The 15,488-nt window shown below is 50.7% G+C and carries 13 protein-coding genes and 2 pseudogenes; 8 read left to right on the top strand and 7 right to left on the bottom strand.

The genetic code is table 11. The features are described 5' to 3' along the window. Positions 1-501 precede the first annotated feature (501 nt). Positions 502-1,755, bottom strand: a complete 1,254-nt coding sequence (locus tag JC793_RS10090; protein ID WP_218426126.1) for an MFS transporter — start codon at positions 1,753-1,755, stop codon at positions 502-504. A gap of 106 nt (positions 1,756-1,861) precedes the next feature. On the opposite strand from JC793_RS10090, the gene JC793_RS10085 reads away from it, so the two are divergent. The 4 genes and pseudogenes from JC793_RS10085 to bioD all read left to right on the top strand — a co-directional run bounded on the left by JC793_RS10085 (position 1,862) and on the right by bioD (position 5,724). Then, positions 1,862-2,764, top strand: coding sequence for a LysR family transcriptional regulator (locus JC793_RS10085; RefSeq protein ID WP_182108102.1), 903 nt, complete (start codon positions 1,862-1,864; stop codon positions 2,762-2,764). Positions 2,765-2,789: 25 nt separating this feature from the next. Further along, a complete protein-coding gene (locus JC793_RS10080; protein WP_218426125.1) occupies positions 2,790-3,560 on the top strand; it encodes an N-acetylmuramoyl-L-alanine amidase-like domain-containing protein in 771 nt (256 codons plus the stop codon). Positions 3,561-3,658: 98 nt separating this feature from the next. Then, positions 3,659-4,859, top strand: a pseudogene (gene mlc, locus JC793_RS10075) (sugar metabolism global transcriptional regulator Mlc). Between the two features lie 175 nt (positions 4,860-5,034). Beyond that, positions 5,035-5,724 (top strand): dethiobiotin synthase, encoded by a 690-nt coding sequence (gene bioD, locus JC793_RS10070; RefSeq protein WP_107680273.1) that lies wholly within the window; start codon positions 5,035-5,037, stop codon positions 5,722-5,724. Between the two features lie 231 nt (positions 5,725-5,955). On the opposite strand, the gene JC793_RS10065 is transcribed toward bioD, so the two are convergent. The 3 genes and pseudogenes from JC793_RS10065 to ydfG all read right to left on the bottom strand — a co-directional run bounded on the left by JC793_RS10065 (position 5,956) and on the right by ydfG (position 7,494). Beyond that, a complete protein-coding gene (locus tag JC793_RS10065) occupies positions 5,956-6,189 on the bottom strand; it encodes a DUF1161 domain-containing protein (protein WP_046893398.1) in 234 nt (77 codons plus the stop codon). Between the two features lie 19 nt (positions 6,190-6,208). Further along, on the bottom strand, positions 6,209-6,574 hold the full coding sequence (locus JC793_RS10060) for a DUF1283 family protein (RefSeq protein WP_218426124.1): 366 nt from the start codon (positions 6,572-6,574) through the stop codon (positions 6,209-6,211). A 169-nt stretch (positions 6,575-6,743) separates the two neighbouring features. Next, positions 6,744-7,494: pseudogene (gene ydfG / locus JC793_RS10055) on the bottom strand (bifunctional NADP-dependent 3-hydroxy acid dehydrogenase/3-hydroxypropionate dehydrogenase YdfG). A 99-nt stretch (positions 7,495-7,593) separates the two neighbouring features. On the opposite strand from ydfG, the gene JC793_RS10050 reads away from it, so the two are divergent. Beyond that, a complete protein-coding gene (locus JC793_RS10050) occupies positions 7,594-8,100 on the top strand; it encodes a GFA family protein (RefSeq protein ID WP_218428397.1) in 507 nt (168 codons plus the stop codon). Positions 8,101-8,158: 58 nt separating this feature from the next. On the opposite strand, the gene JC793_RS10045 is transcribed toward JC793_RS10050, so the two are convergent. From JC793_RS10045 to prpB, 3 genes are read right to left on the bottom strand one after another with little or no spacing between them, the layout of a single operon-like run. Further along, positions 8,159-9,610 (bottom strand): bifunctional 2-methylcitrate dehydratase/aconitate hydratase, encoded by a 1,452-nt coding sequence (locus tag JC793_RS10045; RefSeq protein WP_218426123.1) that lies wholly within the window; start codon positions 9,608-9,610, stop codon positions 8,159-8,161. Between the two features lie 25 nt (positions 9,611-9,635). Then, on the bottom strand, positions 9,636-10,799 hold the full coding sequence (prpC, locus tag JC793_RS10040; protein WP_166707857.1) for a bifunctional 2-methylcitrate synthase/citrate synthase: 1,164 nt from the start codon (positions 10,797-10,799) through the stop codon (positions 9,636-9,638). 60 nt (positions 10,800-10,859) lie between these two features. Further along, on the bottom strand, positions 10,860-11,744 hold the full coding sequence (prpB, locus tag JC793_RS10035; RefSeq protein WP_046893394.1) for a methylisocitrate lyase: 885 nt from the start codon (positions 11,742-11,744) through the stop codon (positions 10,860-10,862). Between the two features lie 273 nt (positions 11,745-12,017). On the opposite strand from prpB, the gene prpR reads away from it, so the two are divergent. The 3 genes from prpR to ada all read left to right on the top strand — a co-directional run bounded on the left by prpR (position 12,018) and on the right by ada (position 15,480). Then, a complete protein-coding gene (gene prpR, locus JC793_RS10030; RefSeq protein ID WP_112550441.1) occupies positions 12,018-13,631 on the top strand; it encodes a propionate catabolism operon regulatory protein PrpR in 1,614 nt (537 codons plus the stop codon). A gap of 118 nt (positions 13,632-13,749) precedes the next feature. Then, on the top strand, positions 13,750-14,385 hold the full coding sequence (gene alkB, locus JC793_RS10025; RefSeq protein WP_218426122.1) for a DNA oxidative demethylase AlkB: 636 nt from the start codon (positions 13,750-13,752) through the stop codon (positions 14,383-14,385). 12 nt (positions 14,386-14,397) lie between these two features. Next, entirely contained in the window at positions 14,398-15,480 is a 1,083-nt protein-coding gene (ada, locus tag JC793_RS10020) for a bifunctional DNA-binding transcriptional regulator/O6-methylguanine-DNA methyltransferase Ada (protein ID WP_218426121.1), read from the top strand. Positions 15,481-15,488 lie beyond the last annotated feature (8 nt).

Raw genomic sequence — 15,488 nt, 5'->3', positions numbered from 1 at the left:
ACAAATAACAACGTTCGATGGTGGTGGGGGTGCGCGCCACGCATTAGAAGGTGCCGGTGGGGACATCATCAGGGCAGAACTTAATAGCAGAGTCAGCATATGAACCTCATTTTTCTGTTGATGGAAAAGAGAATGTGTGGAACACGTATAACTGTAGTCGTATGTGTAAGAGAATTGAATTAACCTGATGAGTTATTTTTAATTTAATATAAATGAAAAACTACGGGACTATTTATATAGATAATGAAAAATAAAGCAGCCACTTTTATGAAATAAAAGTGGCTGAAGATTTAAAAAATAAATTATGACAAGTTATCAATTTCTTTGGAGATACAACGTAATAATGGTGTTGCAGTACTTCTGATCAAGTTTAATTACAAAGTGAAGTATATTTAACCTTAAAACACAAATAGTATATGCTGAAAAATCAGAATATAAAATTAACCTGTTGAGGTATTTTATATGACATAAAAATTAATTATCTGACTATATTTTTATGTATCATGAATGTGCATGTTTGTTCAGATACAGCGCAATCAGCACACCCGTTGCCAGCATAGCAGCGATAAACCAGCCGATGCCATTCCAGTGCCAGTAAGACCAGAAAACGCCCCCCAAAGTACCGGCAATACTGGAGCCGCCATAATAGGAAAACAGATAGAGGGAAGATGCCTGAGCCCTGGCACGTCGTGCACGGCGTCCGACCCAGCTGCTGGTGACAGAATGAGCGGCAAAAAATCCGGTGGTCAGCACCAGCATACCGGCAAGCACAGCCGTCAGTGAGCTGCCGAGAGTGATGAGAATGCCGGCCAGCATCAGAGAAACCGCGCCAATCAATACTTTTCCGTAACCGTATTTACGCGTCAGTGTACCGGCTTTAGAGGCACTGTAAGTTCCTGATAAATAGACGATGGATAGCATGCCGACAACGGCCTGGCTGAAATAATACGGCGGTTCCATCAGCCGGTAACCGATATAATTAAACAGGGTAACAAAGCTGCCCATAATAATAAAACCAATGGCAAACAGCCATGGCAGCCCGTCATCCCGGCAGTGCAGAATCAGGTATTTCCACAGACTCTTCGGTTTTAGCGAACTGGCCCGGAAATGACGTGACGGCGGCAGTAACCGCCAGAATAAAAATGCACCTATCAGGGAAAATGTGCCGAGTACCAGAACGGCAATCCGCCAGCTGGCATAATCCGCAATCACTCCGGTGATCAGGCGTCCGCTCATGCCGCCGATAGAGTTTCCGCTGATATATAATCCCATGGAGAGGGCGACATAGCTGGGATGAATTTCCTCACTGAGATAGGTCATAGCCACAGCTGCAACACCGCTGAGTGATAATCCGACAAGTGAACGGACAATCAGAATACCCGCCCAACTGGTGGTGAAGGCGCTGAGCAGTGTAAAAATGGCGGCGCAGGTCAGGGATATCACCATGACGTTTTTACGGCCGACTGCATCCGACAACGGGCCGGTGATCAACAGTCCGACCGCCATAAATCCGGTGGCAAGTGACAACGATAAACTGGCCTGTGCCGGTGATACAGAAAAATCCTCTGACAATAACGGCAGGATCGGCTGTACAAAATAGAGCAGGGCAAATGTTGCCAGACCGACCATAAAAAAGGAAAGTGTGACACGCAGATACAGTTTGTCGTCACGCTGGATATAGTGCTGTTTTGTCTGATTCTCCTGCACCGGGGAACTCATCCGGCTATCAGTTATCAGTTTATTCTCATCTGTCATACACTTATCTCAGCATCTTGTCATAAAACAAAGCATAAAAAGATGCTGGTGTTTTGTCTAATATATTAATACTCTTGATTGATATGTTTTACGACTCAATGAGGGAATAATGATCGAATTCCGCCATCTGCGCTATTTTATCGCTGTCGCTGAAGAGCTCCATTTCGGCCGGGCGGCAGAGCGTCTTAATATCTCTCAGCCTCCGCTCAGTCAGCAGATTCAGGCACTTGAGAATGCGATACCGGCTAAACTGCTGGCACGGAACAACCGGAATGTCAGTCTGACACCGGCCGGGGAAATGTTTTTGCGCGAAGCTTATCAGATTCGTACTCAGGTTGAGGCCGCCGTTGAAAAAGCAGCCAGAATGGATCGCGGGGAACTGGGGGAAGTCTCTGTCGGCTTTACCTCCACGACACCTTTTATGCGTCATATCACCGCCACATTTCGTCAGTATCGGGAAATGTACCCTGATGTGGCTATTCATATGCATCAGATGAATACCAAGCAGCAGATTAATCCGCTGCTGAGCGGCAGGATCGATTTCGGTGTGATGCGCAATACCCAACTACCGGATAACCTGGTTCATGAACTGCTGTTTAAAGAACGGTTTATGCTGGCCGTCTATGATGATCATCCGCTGATGAAATACCTAAAATCAGGTATTTCCCTGGATATGCTGAGTGGCGTACCATTGGTTTTCTTTGAACGGGATGTGGGCACGGCGCTGTATGATGAAATCATCAATTTGCTGAAAGGTGCGGGTGTCACACCGGTAATAGCCCAGGAAGCCGGTGAGGCAATGACGATTCTGGGATTGGTCTCCGCCGGGTTAGGTGTGTCGCTGGTGACGGAATCATTTACCAGAATGAAAGTCGATGGTGTCCGCTATATTCATTTAGCTGAAAATCAGGCATTTTCTGAAGTCTGGCTGGTGTATCATAAGCACAATACACTTTCTCCGGCCGGTCAGCGGCTGATTGCCATGCTGAAAAACAATGTGTTCCGCTGAGCGGATTTGATTATCAGGAGTTCGGATGTTCCGGCGATACCGGTTTCTTACTGCGACTGCATTTCTTTTTCTTTTATATACAGGCACAACAGGTGCTGCGGTATCGCTCAGCCATTTTTATCAGCCGGATGGTTCACGTAAGATCACTGCTGAAAATATTACTGCGCTGACCGGACAGTTTCTGGGTGTACCTTACCGCGCGGGTCAGTTGATCGGCTCACCGCAATCACCGGAAATTCTGGTGGCTGACCTGAACGCCCTCGATTGTTTCACTTTTCTGGATTACACCGAAGCACTGAAACGCAGCCCGCAGAAGCAGGATTTCCGTAACAGACTAATGCACATACGTTATAAAAACGGGGAAGTGAGTTATTATCAGCGCCGTCATTTTATGTCGGACTGGGTCAGTGCACCACAGCCTGTTGCACAGGATATTACCCGGCAACTTTCACCGGATTATCGTGTGACACATAAGATACTGAATCAGAAGAAAAATGGCTCCCGTTATATCGACGATCTCCCGGTCACATCGCGGGATGTTGCCTGGCTGCCGGTTACCGCGCTGACACCTGCCGTGTTTTCTCAGTTGCAGACCGGTGATTATATCGGCATTTATTCTGCCAGCCCCGGGCTGGATGTGTCTCATGCCGGGGTTATTATCCGGACACCAGCCGGACTGTTTTTACGCAATGCATCATCAAAACGGAATGAACAACGGGTGATTGATTCCCCGTTACCGGAATATCTTCATAATAAAAAAGGAATTGTGGTTTATCGTTCCGCTTTTACGCCCTGACTGTGAATTAATTCACAATTTTACGTGAAGCCACTTACTAAGTGTGTATTTATTCGGATAATTAAGATCTTAGCATCATAAACTCAGGATTATTATTGGTGAAACCTTCAGCGCAGCCCGGCCATATTGACCATATAAAGCAAACCAATATGGGGGTTGTGTACCGTTATATTGATCGTGAAGGCCCTGTTTCCCGTATTTCTCTCTCAAAAAAAACCGGGCTGGCACCGGCAAGTATCACGAAAATAACCCGTGAACTGATGGATGCACATCTGGTCCGGGAAACGGAGTTTCCGGGATTAGGCTTTCGCGGCCGTCCCGCAGTAGGGCTGAAAACAGATTGTGACGGCTGGCATTTTTTATGTATTCGTATTAACCGGGGCGAACTGGTTTTCGCCCTGCGGGAACTGAGCGGAAAATTGCTGGCCGAGGACATTATTGATTTTCCGGCTGGTGACCGGGATTTTGTCACACTGTTTCTGGCACAGGTCGATGCCTTCTTTTCCCGCAACCATCAGATAACTGAGCGGCTCACGGCAATTGCTATCACCACCGATGCGATTGTCGATCCTGCAAACGGTATTATCCGCCATTCTCCTTATTATCAGCTGACGGATTTGCCGGTAGCGGACATTCTTTACCAGCATACCGGGATGCCGGTATTTCTTCAGCACGGTATTTCAGCCTGGTCTCTGGCGGAATATTTTTTTTGGTGCGGCCAAAGAGTGTAAAAATATCATCCAGCTGGTCATTGATGAAAATGTCGGTGCCGCGATTATAACGGACGGCGCACTGCTGCATGCCGGAAGCCACAGCACCGCGGAAATCGGTCACACTCAAATCAATGCTCAGGGTAAACACTGTTATTGCGGTAACCGCGGTTGCCTGGAAACGGAAATTGGTCTGCACCATGTACTGGAAACGGCGGCTCAGTTTTTGGATACGCCGGACGGGCAATTGCCGACCGCCGGAATGCTGTGTCGTGCAGCACTGGATGGTGACACGGCGGCCGGTGCATTGATAGAGCAGGTGGGACAGCATATCGGGGATATCGCGGCAGTGATGGTCAATATCTTTAATCCGGAGATTATTCTGATTGGCTCACCGTTAAACCCTGCATCGTCTGTGCTGTTTCCTGCTATCCGGGCCCGGATCACGCAGCGGGCTCTGCCGGCATTCAGCCGGGAACTGACAATGACTTCATGTGAATTTACTAATTGCGGGACATTACCCGGCGCAGCTTTAATTAAAGAGGCGTTGTATAACGGCTCACTTCTTATCAAACTGATGGATGGTTAAGTAATTCTGTAGTGTTCATCTTTGACATAAAACAAATAAATGACAGGGATTTGTTTATGAAAACAGGATTTTCGCAAAAAATTGCGCTGGCGCAAGCCTGATATAAACCGGATGTCTTACACTGCTTCCGTTATCAATTTTGATACGCACCTCTTGATATAACGGAAAAACATCTATGTTAAGGCGCTTGTTTATAACCGGCACAGATACGAATATCGGCAAAACTGTTGCGACGCGGGCTTTACTGCAAGCCATCAACCGCCTGGGTAAATCTGTCGTTGGCTATAAACCAATCGCGACAGAATACCACGACACACTTAACGGCAAACGTAACCGTGACGCAATGATCCTGCATGACTCATCATCTGTTGATGTTTCTTATCAGGATATCAACCCGGTAATGCTGGAAAGTAATTATGGTCAGACGACCACTGAAGTTCAGTTTTCTGCGTTATCACAGGGACTGGAAAAATTAAGTCATCTGGCGGATCAGGTTGTGGTGGAAGGGAACGGCGGATGGCGTTATTTACTGAATAACGAGACTTTTTTATCCGATTGGGTGAAAAAAGAAAAATTGCCGGTGATCATGGTCGTCGGGATCCAATCCGGTTGTGTGAACCATGCATTGTTAACTGCTGAAGCCATTAAAAATGATGGTCTGGAGATTATCGGCTGGATTGCAAACCGGATAAACCCGGGGTTGTCACACTATGCACAGGTAATGGATCGCTTACTGACACATTTACCGGCACCACTGCTGGGCGAGATCCCGTATCTGCTGCGTCCGGAAGAACGCGAGTTGTCGCATTACCTCAATGAAGAGCAGATTGAGATGCTCTGGGGTGAAGCATTAGCGGCATCCTGAATCTCCGGTCAAATACAAAAGGGCTGATAAATCAGCCCTTGAGATTGCTGACAAAGCAGGATAAAACGTGGTTTTTCCTGCTTTGTGTTATCAGCCGAAAATCAATAAATTGATTTTCCTGGTTTATTTTTACAACCTCTGTCGGTCGTCGCCAACCCCTGCGGGTTTGTCAACGGCCTGAAGGGCTGATAAATCAGCCCTTTTTTATGGTCAAAACCTGACAGCGAGTTATTATTTACGCAGATAAATAATATTCTGAGTTTCGTTGTCGCAGTTACCCACAACCTGACCTTCTGCCTGTGCCGCTTCTTCAGCCGGAACCACAGTCAGCGTAAAACCGTCAGCAGGAACACCATTGCTGATGATTTTCTGCGAAATTTCCTCAGTCACACTTTCACATGATGCCTGCGCCATGACAGGTGCAACGGCAAAGAGAACAGCACTGAGCGCAATCAGTTTTTTCATCATTTATCCTTAAATGTATTTATTTCCAGCCAGTGGAAACTTCACGCCCTGTATTTGCATCAAGGCATCTCAGCGTATTAGGTTCCCAATACGCGGTAACAACCGAACTTTTTAAGCATGCATCTTCAGCATCAATAGCACGGTCAACTTTATCGAACTCTTTTTCAGCACGGCGGTTGACCTTCTGACGCAGAGAGCGGGTATCATCCCATTGCTCTTTTTCCTGACGTGCTCTCTCTTTTTCAAGCGCAGTATCGCCGCCACTGATAACACAGGTACTGCCCGGGCTGCAATTTGTTGTCGCGGCGCCTGCCTGTGCTGCAAACATGAAAGGAGCAGCAAAGGCGGTCGCGATAAACCACTTTTTGAGCATGGAGTTAGTCATTGTCGTGTTTTCCTCAAAGTTCAAAACCTGCAAACGTCATTTTGATCGTGTGCATTATAGCAAAGTCTGTTTATGCACCAATAAAAGACAACGTTTTTCGGTGATAATTTCAGGTAATTTAATAAAATTACCTGATTATACGGATACCGGCTTATTTTTTGTGGTCGTTTCAGCCTTCGCGGTGCACATTCAGCCCGGCGAATGACTGACAGACCGGCATCATTTCCATAGTATTAATATTTACGTGCGGCGGCAACGTTGCAACCCAGAAAACCGCTTCCGCGATATCATCCGGCATCAGCGGATCAGCGTCTTTATAGGTATTTGCCGCTTTTCCCTCATCCCCGCGATAACGAATCCCGGAAAATTCTGTACCACCGACCATGCCCGGTTCAATATCTGTCACACGGATTTTTTTTACCGAACAGATCAGCGCGCAGCGCCAAACTGAACTGACGGACAAAGGCTTTGGTTCCGCAGTAAACGTTACCGCCGGCATACGGCCATGACCCGGCCGTTGAACCTAAATTAATGATATGACCCCGGTTTCTTTCCACCATGCCCGGCAGAATCGCACGGGTCATATGCAGCAGTCCCTTGATATTGGTATCCACCACCACATCCCATTCTGCGGGATTGCCTTTATCAACGGTTTCCATGCCCAGAGCCAGACCGGCGTTATTTACCAGAACATCGATTTCACGCAGGGATTCCGGCAGTGAGTTGATCACATTATCGACAGCCGGGCTGTCTGTCATATCCAGAGCCAGCGGGAAAAATTTGTTTCCGAACTCTTTTTGCAGTTTCGCCAGGCGTTCAATGCGGCGGCCGGTGCCGATAACAGTATGGCCGTTCTCAATAAATTTGCGGGCAAATGCCTCACCAAAACCTGCGGTTGCACCTGTAATTAAAACAATCATCACATACTCCGAATCTGTCAGCGGGAAACCCCGGAAAAGTAATAATAACCATGGCGATAGAATACCGGTGGTAATATCGTGATAGTGTACCGTGTCTGCATGACAGAAAGCGGGTCACAGATTCCGTTTTTCAGTTTTCATTACGGAAAAACACTGAAGTTAATCAACAACAACCTGATTATTCACAGGAGACGGAAAATGGTTAAGGGTCAATGTTTGTGCGGTAACGTAACAGTCTCTGTACCTCAGGCGGTACACGATATTTCTGTCTGCCATTGCGGTATGTGCAGAAAATGGAATGGCGCGCCTTTTATGTCCGTGGATTGCGGCAGCGATGTCACTCTCAGCGGTGAAGAATATATTACCCGTTATCACTCCTCGGAGTGGGGCGATCGTTGCTTTTGCCGCGAGTGCGGAACACACCTGTTTTATTATCTGAAACCGGCCGATCAATATTATGTCTCTGCGGCATTACTGGGGGAGACACAGGAATCCCGCCTGGCAATGCAGATTTACACTGACAGCAAACCGGCGTATTACAATTTTGCAGAAAAAACACCGATGCTGACGGAGCAGGATATTCTGGCGATGTTCGGCGCAGAATAAAACAGAAAGCGGATACCGGGGTATCCGCTTCGTTTTTCTGCGTTGCCGGGCAGAGAAATTAAATAACAAACAGATCCATAAAGTCGCTGACTGACATGGTTTCGAGTGTTTTACGGTCACGGGCCGCATTCAGAATGCGCTGCTGCTGTGCTTCCGGGAACATCCGCGCCAGGTTGGTGCGGAATTTCGCCAGCAGCAGCGGAATGCCTTCCTCACGACGGCGGGCGTGCCCGACCGGATATTCCACCACGACCTCATCCAGCACAGTACCGTCTTTCAGCGTTACAGTCAGGGCGTTGGCGATAGAGCGTTTTTCCGGATCATGGTAATCACGGGTAAACGCAGTATCTTCCTCACAGTGAATACGGGCGCGCAGTGCATCAATACGGCTGTCTGACGCGATACCATCCTCATAATCCGCGGCAGTCAGACGGCCGAAGATCAGCGGAACCGCCACCATATACTGGATACAGTGGTCGCGGTCAGCCGGGTTATTCAGCGGGCCGTGTTTGTCGATAATACGGATACAGGCTTCATGAGTACGGATAGTGACGTTCTCAATATCATCTGCCGTTTTACCCAGTGCCGCCAGTTTGTGGTGCAGTGTCATCGCCGCTTCAACGGCCGTCTGAGAGTGGAATTCGGCCGGGAATGAAATCTTGAACAGCACGTTTTCCATCACATAAGAGCCGTAATCACGCTGGAATTTAAACGGTTTACCGTCAAACAGAACATCATAGAAACCCCAGATTTTAGCTGTCAGCACCGTCGGATAACCCATTTCGCCTTTCTGAGCGAACAGCGCCAGACGTACCGCACGGGATGTGGCATCACCGGCAGCCCAGGATTTACGTGAACCGGTATTCGGTGCATGGCGGTAGGTACGCAGAGACTGACCATCCACCCATGCATGAGAAACCGCGCTTAATAACTGCTCACGATCCAGCCCCAGCATTTCACCGACAACGGCAGTGGAGGCGACTTTCACCAGCACAACGTGGTCAAGACCGACTTTATTGAATGAGTTTTCCAGTGCCAGACAGCCCTGAATTTCATGGGCTTTGATCATGGCCGTCAGCACGCGTTTCAGCGGCAGCGGCGCTTTACCTTTGGCAATCGCTTCACGGGACAACCAGTCTGCGACCGCCAGGATACCGCCGAGGTTATCAGAAGGGTGTCCCCATTCCGCAGCCAGCCAGGTGTCGTTGAAATCCAGCCAGCGGATCATCGCACCGATATTGAAAGCGGCCTGCACCGGATCAAGCTGGAATTGTGTCCCGGGGACTTTGGCGCCGTTCGGGACAATGGTTCCCGGCACAACAGGGCCGAGCATTTTTCTGCACGCCGGATATTCCAGGGCTTCCAGACCGCAACCCAGGGTATCCAGGAAGCAGTGATACGCAGTGTCATAAGCGCGATCACTGCTGATATCCATATTCAGAACGTAATCAGTGATGTCCTGAATGACCTTGTCGTACTCTTGATGCTGCGGGGTAAAAGATGCTGACATACGTTATTTCCTTTTTAATTAATTATTAGCGCGCTTTAAGGGGTACAAAGGTCTGGTTTTCCGGTCCGGTGTAATTGGCGGACGGACGAATAATTTTATTATCCAGACGCTGTTCAATGATGTGTGCAGCCCAGCCTGCGGAACGGGCAATAACAAAAATCGGGGTAAACATCGCTGTTGGTACTCCCATCAGGTGATACGCCACCGCTGAGAACCAGTCGAGGTTCGGGAACATCTTCTTGTGCTGAGACATCACGGATTCAATACGATCCGCGATATCAAACAGACGGAAATCTTTCGCTTCTTCGGATAACTCACGGGAAATCGCTTTGATGACCTGGTGGCGCGGGTCAGCAATGGTATACACCGGATGACCGAAACCCATTACCACTTCACTGCGGGTAAGACGGGCGAGAATATCGGCCTGCGCTTCATCCGGTGAGCTGTAACGTTTCTGAGTCTCCAGTGATACTTCGTTGGCGCCGCCGTGTTTTGGCCCGCGCAATGCGGCAATTGCACCGGTGATGGACGAATAAAAATCGGTTCCGGTTCCGGCGATAACACGGGCAGCAAATGTGGAGGCGTTAAACTCATGTTCTGCATAGAGAATGAACGAGGAGTTCATAAAACGCACCCAGTTTTCAGACGGTTTTTTGCCGTGCAGCAGATGCAGGAAATGGCCGCCGCAGGTGTCGTCATCCGTTTCGGTATCAATGCGGCGATCATTAAACGCATAGTGATACCAGTAAAGCAGCATGGAGGTCAGGGAAGAGAGCAGGCGATCGGCGATATCACGGGCACCGGATAACGGATGGCCTTCTTTCTCCGGCAGAACGCAACCCATAATGGACACGCCGGTACGCAGCACGTCCATCGGGTGGGCAGAGGCAGGCAGTGCTTCCAGGGCTTTTTTCACACTGTGCGGCAGGCCGCGCAGTGATTTCAGTTTTGCCTTGTAGGCGGCCAGTTCCGCCGCGTTAGGCAGTTTCTCGTGGATCAGAAGATGAGCGACTTCTTCAAAATCACATTGCGTGGCTAAATCCAGAATGTCGTAACCGCGGTAGTGCAGGTCGTTCCCATTAATCCCCACAGTACAGAGTGCAGTATTGCCGGCAGCAACGCCGGACAATGCGACGGATTTTTTGCCTTTCTTCAGTGCAGGTTCAGGTTTGCTAAGTTGTTCATTCATAACGGGTGATCCTTATTATTATAGTGAGTGTACAACCTGCTTCGCGTTATCTTTCAGAGGTTATTTTTTCTGCGAAAACAGTGCGTCGAGCTTATCTTCATAATCGTAGTAGTTAATGCTTTGGTATAATTCATCACGGGTCTGCATCTGTGAAATCAGGCTCTGTTGCGAACCTTCACGGCGCAGGGTGTTATAGACATTCTCAGCCGCTTTATTCATCGCCCGGAAGGCCGTAAGCGGATACAGCGCGATAGCGATATTCACACTGCGCAGCTCATCCAGGGTAAACAGCGGTGTTTTGCCGAATTCAGTGATGTTTGCCAGTACCGGCACGCTGATTTTGTCAGTGAACAGGCGATACATTGCCAGTTCGGTAATGGCTTCCGGGAACAGCATATCGGCACCGGCATCAATGTAAGCCTGTGCGCGCTCGAGGGCAGATTCCAGACCTTCGACCGCCAGTGCATCAGTACGCGCCATGACCACGAAATTCTCGTCAGTCCGTGCATCGACAGCAGCTTTAATGCGATCAACCATTTCCTGTTTCGATACGATTTCTTTGTTCGGGCGGTGACCACAGCGTTTTGCCCCCACCTGGTCTTCAATGTGCATCCCGGCAGCTCCGGCTTTGATCAGAGATTTCACGGTACGCACCACGTTAAAGGCGGACGGGCCGAAACCGATATCCGCATCCACCAGCAGCGGGAGATCACACACATCAGTAATACGGCGGACATCCGTCAGTACATCATCCAGAGTGGAAATACCCAGGTCAGGGATACCCAGAGAGCCTGCGGCAACACCGCCGCCGGAGAGATAAATTGCTTTATAACCCGCACGTTTTGCCAGAAGTGCATGGTTGGCATTAATAGCGCCGACCAGCTGTAACGGGGATTCAGACTGTACAGCGTCGCGGAATGCGCGTCCTGCGGAATAAAGTGCCATATATTCACCTTGTTATTAGTTTGATACTCAGATGTTATAAAGCAATCGCTATGCCAATCAGCCGGGTATGGTCACTAAAACGCGAGGTGTATCACATCTTTGGCTTGTTTATCCTGTCATTACGTTACTCACTATAGAATTTGCTGATTCTGTCTGACAAGCGTGATGTTAGCGAACTGTGATGGTGATGCTATTTATGTTTCAAAATGGCTGCTATGGTGTTTCATGAAATAAATATGAAACATATGAAACATATGAAACAGGGAGAAGCTGATGGCTCAGAATAACAAACCGGTGATCTGGACGGTCTCCATCTCACGTCTTTTTACCCTGTTCCGCGATATCAGCCCTGAGTTCAGTGCCCGCGCCAGCATCAGTGCGATTAATCTGGGGTTTGATGCGGCGGTGGAGGCAATCCGCGAACGTCTCAAAACCGAACGCTGTGATGCGATCGTCAGTGCGGGTTCTAACGGTGCGTACCTGAAGCAGCATTTACCCGTGCCGGTGATTGTCGCCGCCCCCGGCGGGTTCGATATCATGCATGCGCTGGCCCGGGCCCGGCAGCTCAGTCAGCGTATCGGCCTCATTTATTACCGCAATACGTTTCCCGCACTGGAATCGCTGGCACAAAGTTTCGGTATGCAGATTGAACAACGCAGTTATGTGACCGCAGAGGATGCGCGGGCAGCCTGTCATGCCCTGAAAGCAGACGGTATTTCTGTGGTGGTGGGAGCCGGGCTGATTACCGATATCGCAGCGGAGTGCGGCATGACCTGCATTTTCATTTATTCCAATGATGCTGTCCGCCGCGCATTCACCGATGCTATAGAACTGACGCGCATCCGCGACCAGCCGCAGAACATGCCGCTGCCGGTCGCGGGCTCCCTGAATGTCCGCCATACACTGAATGATATTCTCGGTACATCGCCGGTGATGGAACAGGTGCGTGAAACCATTACTTTGTTCGGGCGCTCAAAAGCAACAGTGATGATCCAGGGAGAAAGCGGTACCGGTAAAGAGATGGCCGCGCAGGCTATTCATCATGAATATACCCTGTTTCACAAACATAAGCGGATGAAACGCGCGGCACCATTTGTGGCCGTTAACTGCGGGGCAATCCCGGAAAGTCTGCTGGAGGCGGAACTGTTTGGTTATGAGGAGGGCGCATTTACCGGCTCGCGGCGGGGTGGTCGTGCCGGGTTATTTGAGGCAGCGGATGGCGGCACACTGTTTCTGGATGAAATCGGTGAAATGCCGGTTTCTCTGCAAACCCGGCTGCTGCGGGTGCTGGAAGATCGCGCCATTGTGCGTATCGGCGGCTATAAACCGATAACGGTGGATGTGCGGGTTATCTGTGCGACTCACAATGACCTGGATAACCGGGTGGCAGAGGGTACATTCCGGGCGGATCTGTTTTACCGGCTGGGGGTGTTGCGCCTGCAACTGCCGGCACTGCGCGACCGGGGGGCGGATATTCTGCTGCTGACTGAAAAGCTGCTGAAACTGGCGTTTGCTGAGCTTGATCTGCCGCTGCACCGCGGCCATTTGCAGCAGATCCTGGCGTGCAGTGACTTTTTTTATCACTACCGCTGGCCGGGAAATGCCCGCGAACTGCGTAATCTGATGGAACGGGTCGCGCTGTATTGCAGTGCTTATCCGGATAAAATTATTACCGAATCATTATTACTGAAACTCTCTCCCGAGCGGCGCACAGCGATGTCACCCGTACCGTTGCCGGATAGCCCGCCGGAGCCGCAAAATACCGCCACTGCAACAGAAGCGGTGGCCCGTTTCCGTGGTGATCGCCGGGCGGCGGCAGACTGGCTGGGTATCAGCCGCACCACGTTATGGCGCCGCCTGAAACAGGAACAGAGCACTTCATCCTGACTGATTCCCGCCTTATACTGAGCCTCAGAATTGAAAAGCAAGAGCCGGAGTGTTTGTCTGTATCCGGCCTGCAATACTGTCATCACCGGAAAGACACAGGAAACAGGACGGAGGCGTTATGTCAGATCTCTTTGCTCACGATGAACCGCTTGCCGTGGCACCCGATGCGTATCTGCTGAAGGGTTTTCTCAGTGACGGGGATGAGATGCTGCTGGCTGAAATCAGCCGTCTGACCGCCATTTCGCCGTTCCGCCATATGCAGACGCCCGGCGGATACCGGATGTCTGCCGCGATGAGCAGTTGTGGTACATACGGCTGGGTTTCTGATGCCAAAGGCTACCGCTATTCTCAGACCGATCCGCTGACCGGCAATCCCTGGCCGCCGCTGCCTGATGCATTTTTGTCACTGTCACAGCAGGCAGCTGAACGGGCAGGATTCCGGGAATTCTTGCCGGACAGTTGTCTGATTAACTGTTACACGCCGGGCGCCGGCATGTCTCTGCATCAGGACAGGGACGAGCCGGATCGCCGTCAGCCGATTGTGTCATTTTCACTCGGGCTGCCGGTGCAGTTTCAGTTCGGCGGCAGTGAACGGCATCATCCTCTGAAGACTTTCGCGCTTGAGCACGGTGATGTGCTGGTGTGGGGCGGCCGTTCCCGTCTGAATTACCATGCTGTCCGTCCGGTAAGAGCCGGGGTGCATCCGCTTGCGGGCGCCCGGCGGTTTAATCTGACTTTCCGCTGTGCGCGGTAACGGAGAAACAGGATGACAAAACAGACAAGACTGTCAGACGATGCGTGCTGGGCAGCCCTGGCCGCCAGGGATAAAACCGCGGACCCGTTGTTTGTGTATGCGGTAAAAACCACACAGACATGGGGATTTCCGTCAACGGTTGTGCGCCTGCCGAAACGGGAAAATACCGAATTTTTCGCCACCCCGGCAGAAGCGGAGGCTCACGGTTACCGCGCCGGAAAACGCTGTCAGCGCAGCGGTGATGCCATGACACAGCGCCATGCTGATCAGGTGGTGCTGGCCTGCCGCGAACTGGAAACACGAATCGACAACGGTGATCCTCTGCCGTCACTGCCGGAACTGGCCGCACTGTGCGGTGTGAGTCAGTTTCATTTTCACCGCATTTTCCGGTCACACACCGGACTGACACCGGCGGCGTGGGCAAAAGCGTATCGCGGGGAAAAACTGCGGGAGCAACTGATAAAACAGCCGACAATCACCGGAGCAATCGCCGAATCAGGCTTCAGTTCCGGCAGCCGGTTTTATGAATCATCGGGTACACTGCTCGGCATGACCCCTAAAAGCTGGCGCGCAGGCGGCAAAGGGACACGAATTTTCTTTGCACTTGCCATCTGTGCGCTGGGGGATATCCTGGTGGCACAGAGTGAAAAAGGCATTTGCGCCATTCTGCTGGGGGATGATGCGGAAGCGCTGTTACGGGATTTAGAGGATCAGTTTCCCAACGCGGAACTGGTCGGCGGTGACGCACAGTTTGAACAGGTTGTTTCACGGGTCATCGGATTTGTGGAAGCACCGTCCTCCGGGCTGGATCTGCCGCTGGATATCCGGGGAACCGCATTCCAGCGCCGTGTCTGGCAGGCATTGCAGTCCATTCCGGCCGGAACGACGGTCAGTTACCGGGAGATTGCGGAGCGGATCGGTTCCCCGAAAGCCGTCAGAGCGGTCGCCGGTGCCTGTGCGGCAAACTGCCTGGCCGTGGCGATCCCGTGCCACCGGGTGGTGAGAACCGGCGGGGAACTCGCGGGTTACCGCTGGGGGATCGAACGGAAAAAACGTCTGTTGCAGCGCGAGGCATTGCAGCAGGAAATTGATTAAAAGAAGGA

The sequence above is a fragment of the Morganella morganii genome (genome assembly GCF_019242955.1).
Lineage (GTDB): Bacteria > Pseudomonadota > Gammaproteobacteria > Enterobacterales > Enterobacteriaceae > Morganella > Morganella sibonii.
This window is presented reverse-complemented; position numbering and strand designations above follow the sequence as displayed.

What these genes read in the sequence shown, in the direction of transcription:
- JC793_RS10090 (WP_218426126.1), bottom strand. Translation starts at nt 1,755, where the DNA reads ATGACAGATGAGAATAAACTGATAACTGATAGCCGGATGAGTTCCCCG.
- JC793_RS10080 (WP_218426125.1), top strand. Translation starts at nt 2,790, where the DNA reads ATGTTCCGGCGATACCGGTTTCTTACTGCGACTGCATTTCTTTTTCTT.
- bioD (WP_107680273.1), top strand. Translation starts at nt 5,035, where the DNA reads ATGTTAAGGCGCTTGTTTATAACCGGCACAGATACGAATATCGGCAAA.
- JC793_RS10065 (WP_046893398.1), bottom strand. Translation starts at nt 6,189, where the DNA reads ATGAAAAAACTGATTGCGCTCAGTGCTGTTCTCTTTGCCGTTGCACCT.
- JC793_RS10060 (WP_218426124.1), bottom strand. Translation starts at nt 6,574, where the DNA reads ATGACTAACTCCATGCTCAAAAAGTGGTTTATCGCGACCGCCTTTGCT.
- JC793_RS10050 (WP_218428397.1), top strand. Translation starts at nt 7,594, where the DNA reads ATGACAGAAAGCGGGTCACAGATTCCGTTTTTCAGTTTTCATTACGGA.
- JC793_RS10045 (WP_218426123.1), bottom strand. Translation starts at nt 9,610, where the DNA reads ATGTCAGCATCTTTTACCCCGCAGCATCAAGAGTACGACAAGGTCATT.
- prpC (WP_166707857.1), bottom strand. Translation starts at nt 10,799, where the DNA reads ATGAATGAACAACTTAGCAAACCTGAACCTGCACTGAAGAAAGGCAAA.
- prpB (WP_046893394.1), bottom strand. Translation starts at nt 11,744, where the DNA reads ATGGCACTTTATTCCGCAGGACGCGCATTCCGCGACGCTGTACAGTCT.
- prpR (WP_112550441.1), top strand. Translation starts at nt 12,018, where the DNA reads ATGGCTCAGAATAACAAACCGGTGATCTGGACGGTCTCCATCTCACGT.
- alkB (WP_218426122.1), top strand. Translation starts at nt 13,750, where the DNA reads ATGTCAGATCTCTTTGCTCACGATGAACCGCTTGCCGTGGCACCCGAT.
- ada (WP_218426121.1), top strand. Translation starts at nt 14,398, where the DNA reads ATGACAAAACAGACAAGACTGTCAGACGATGCGTGCTGGGCAGCCCTG.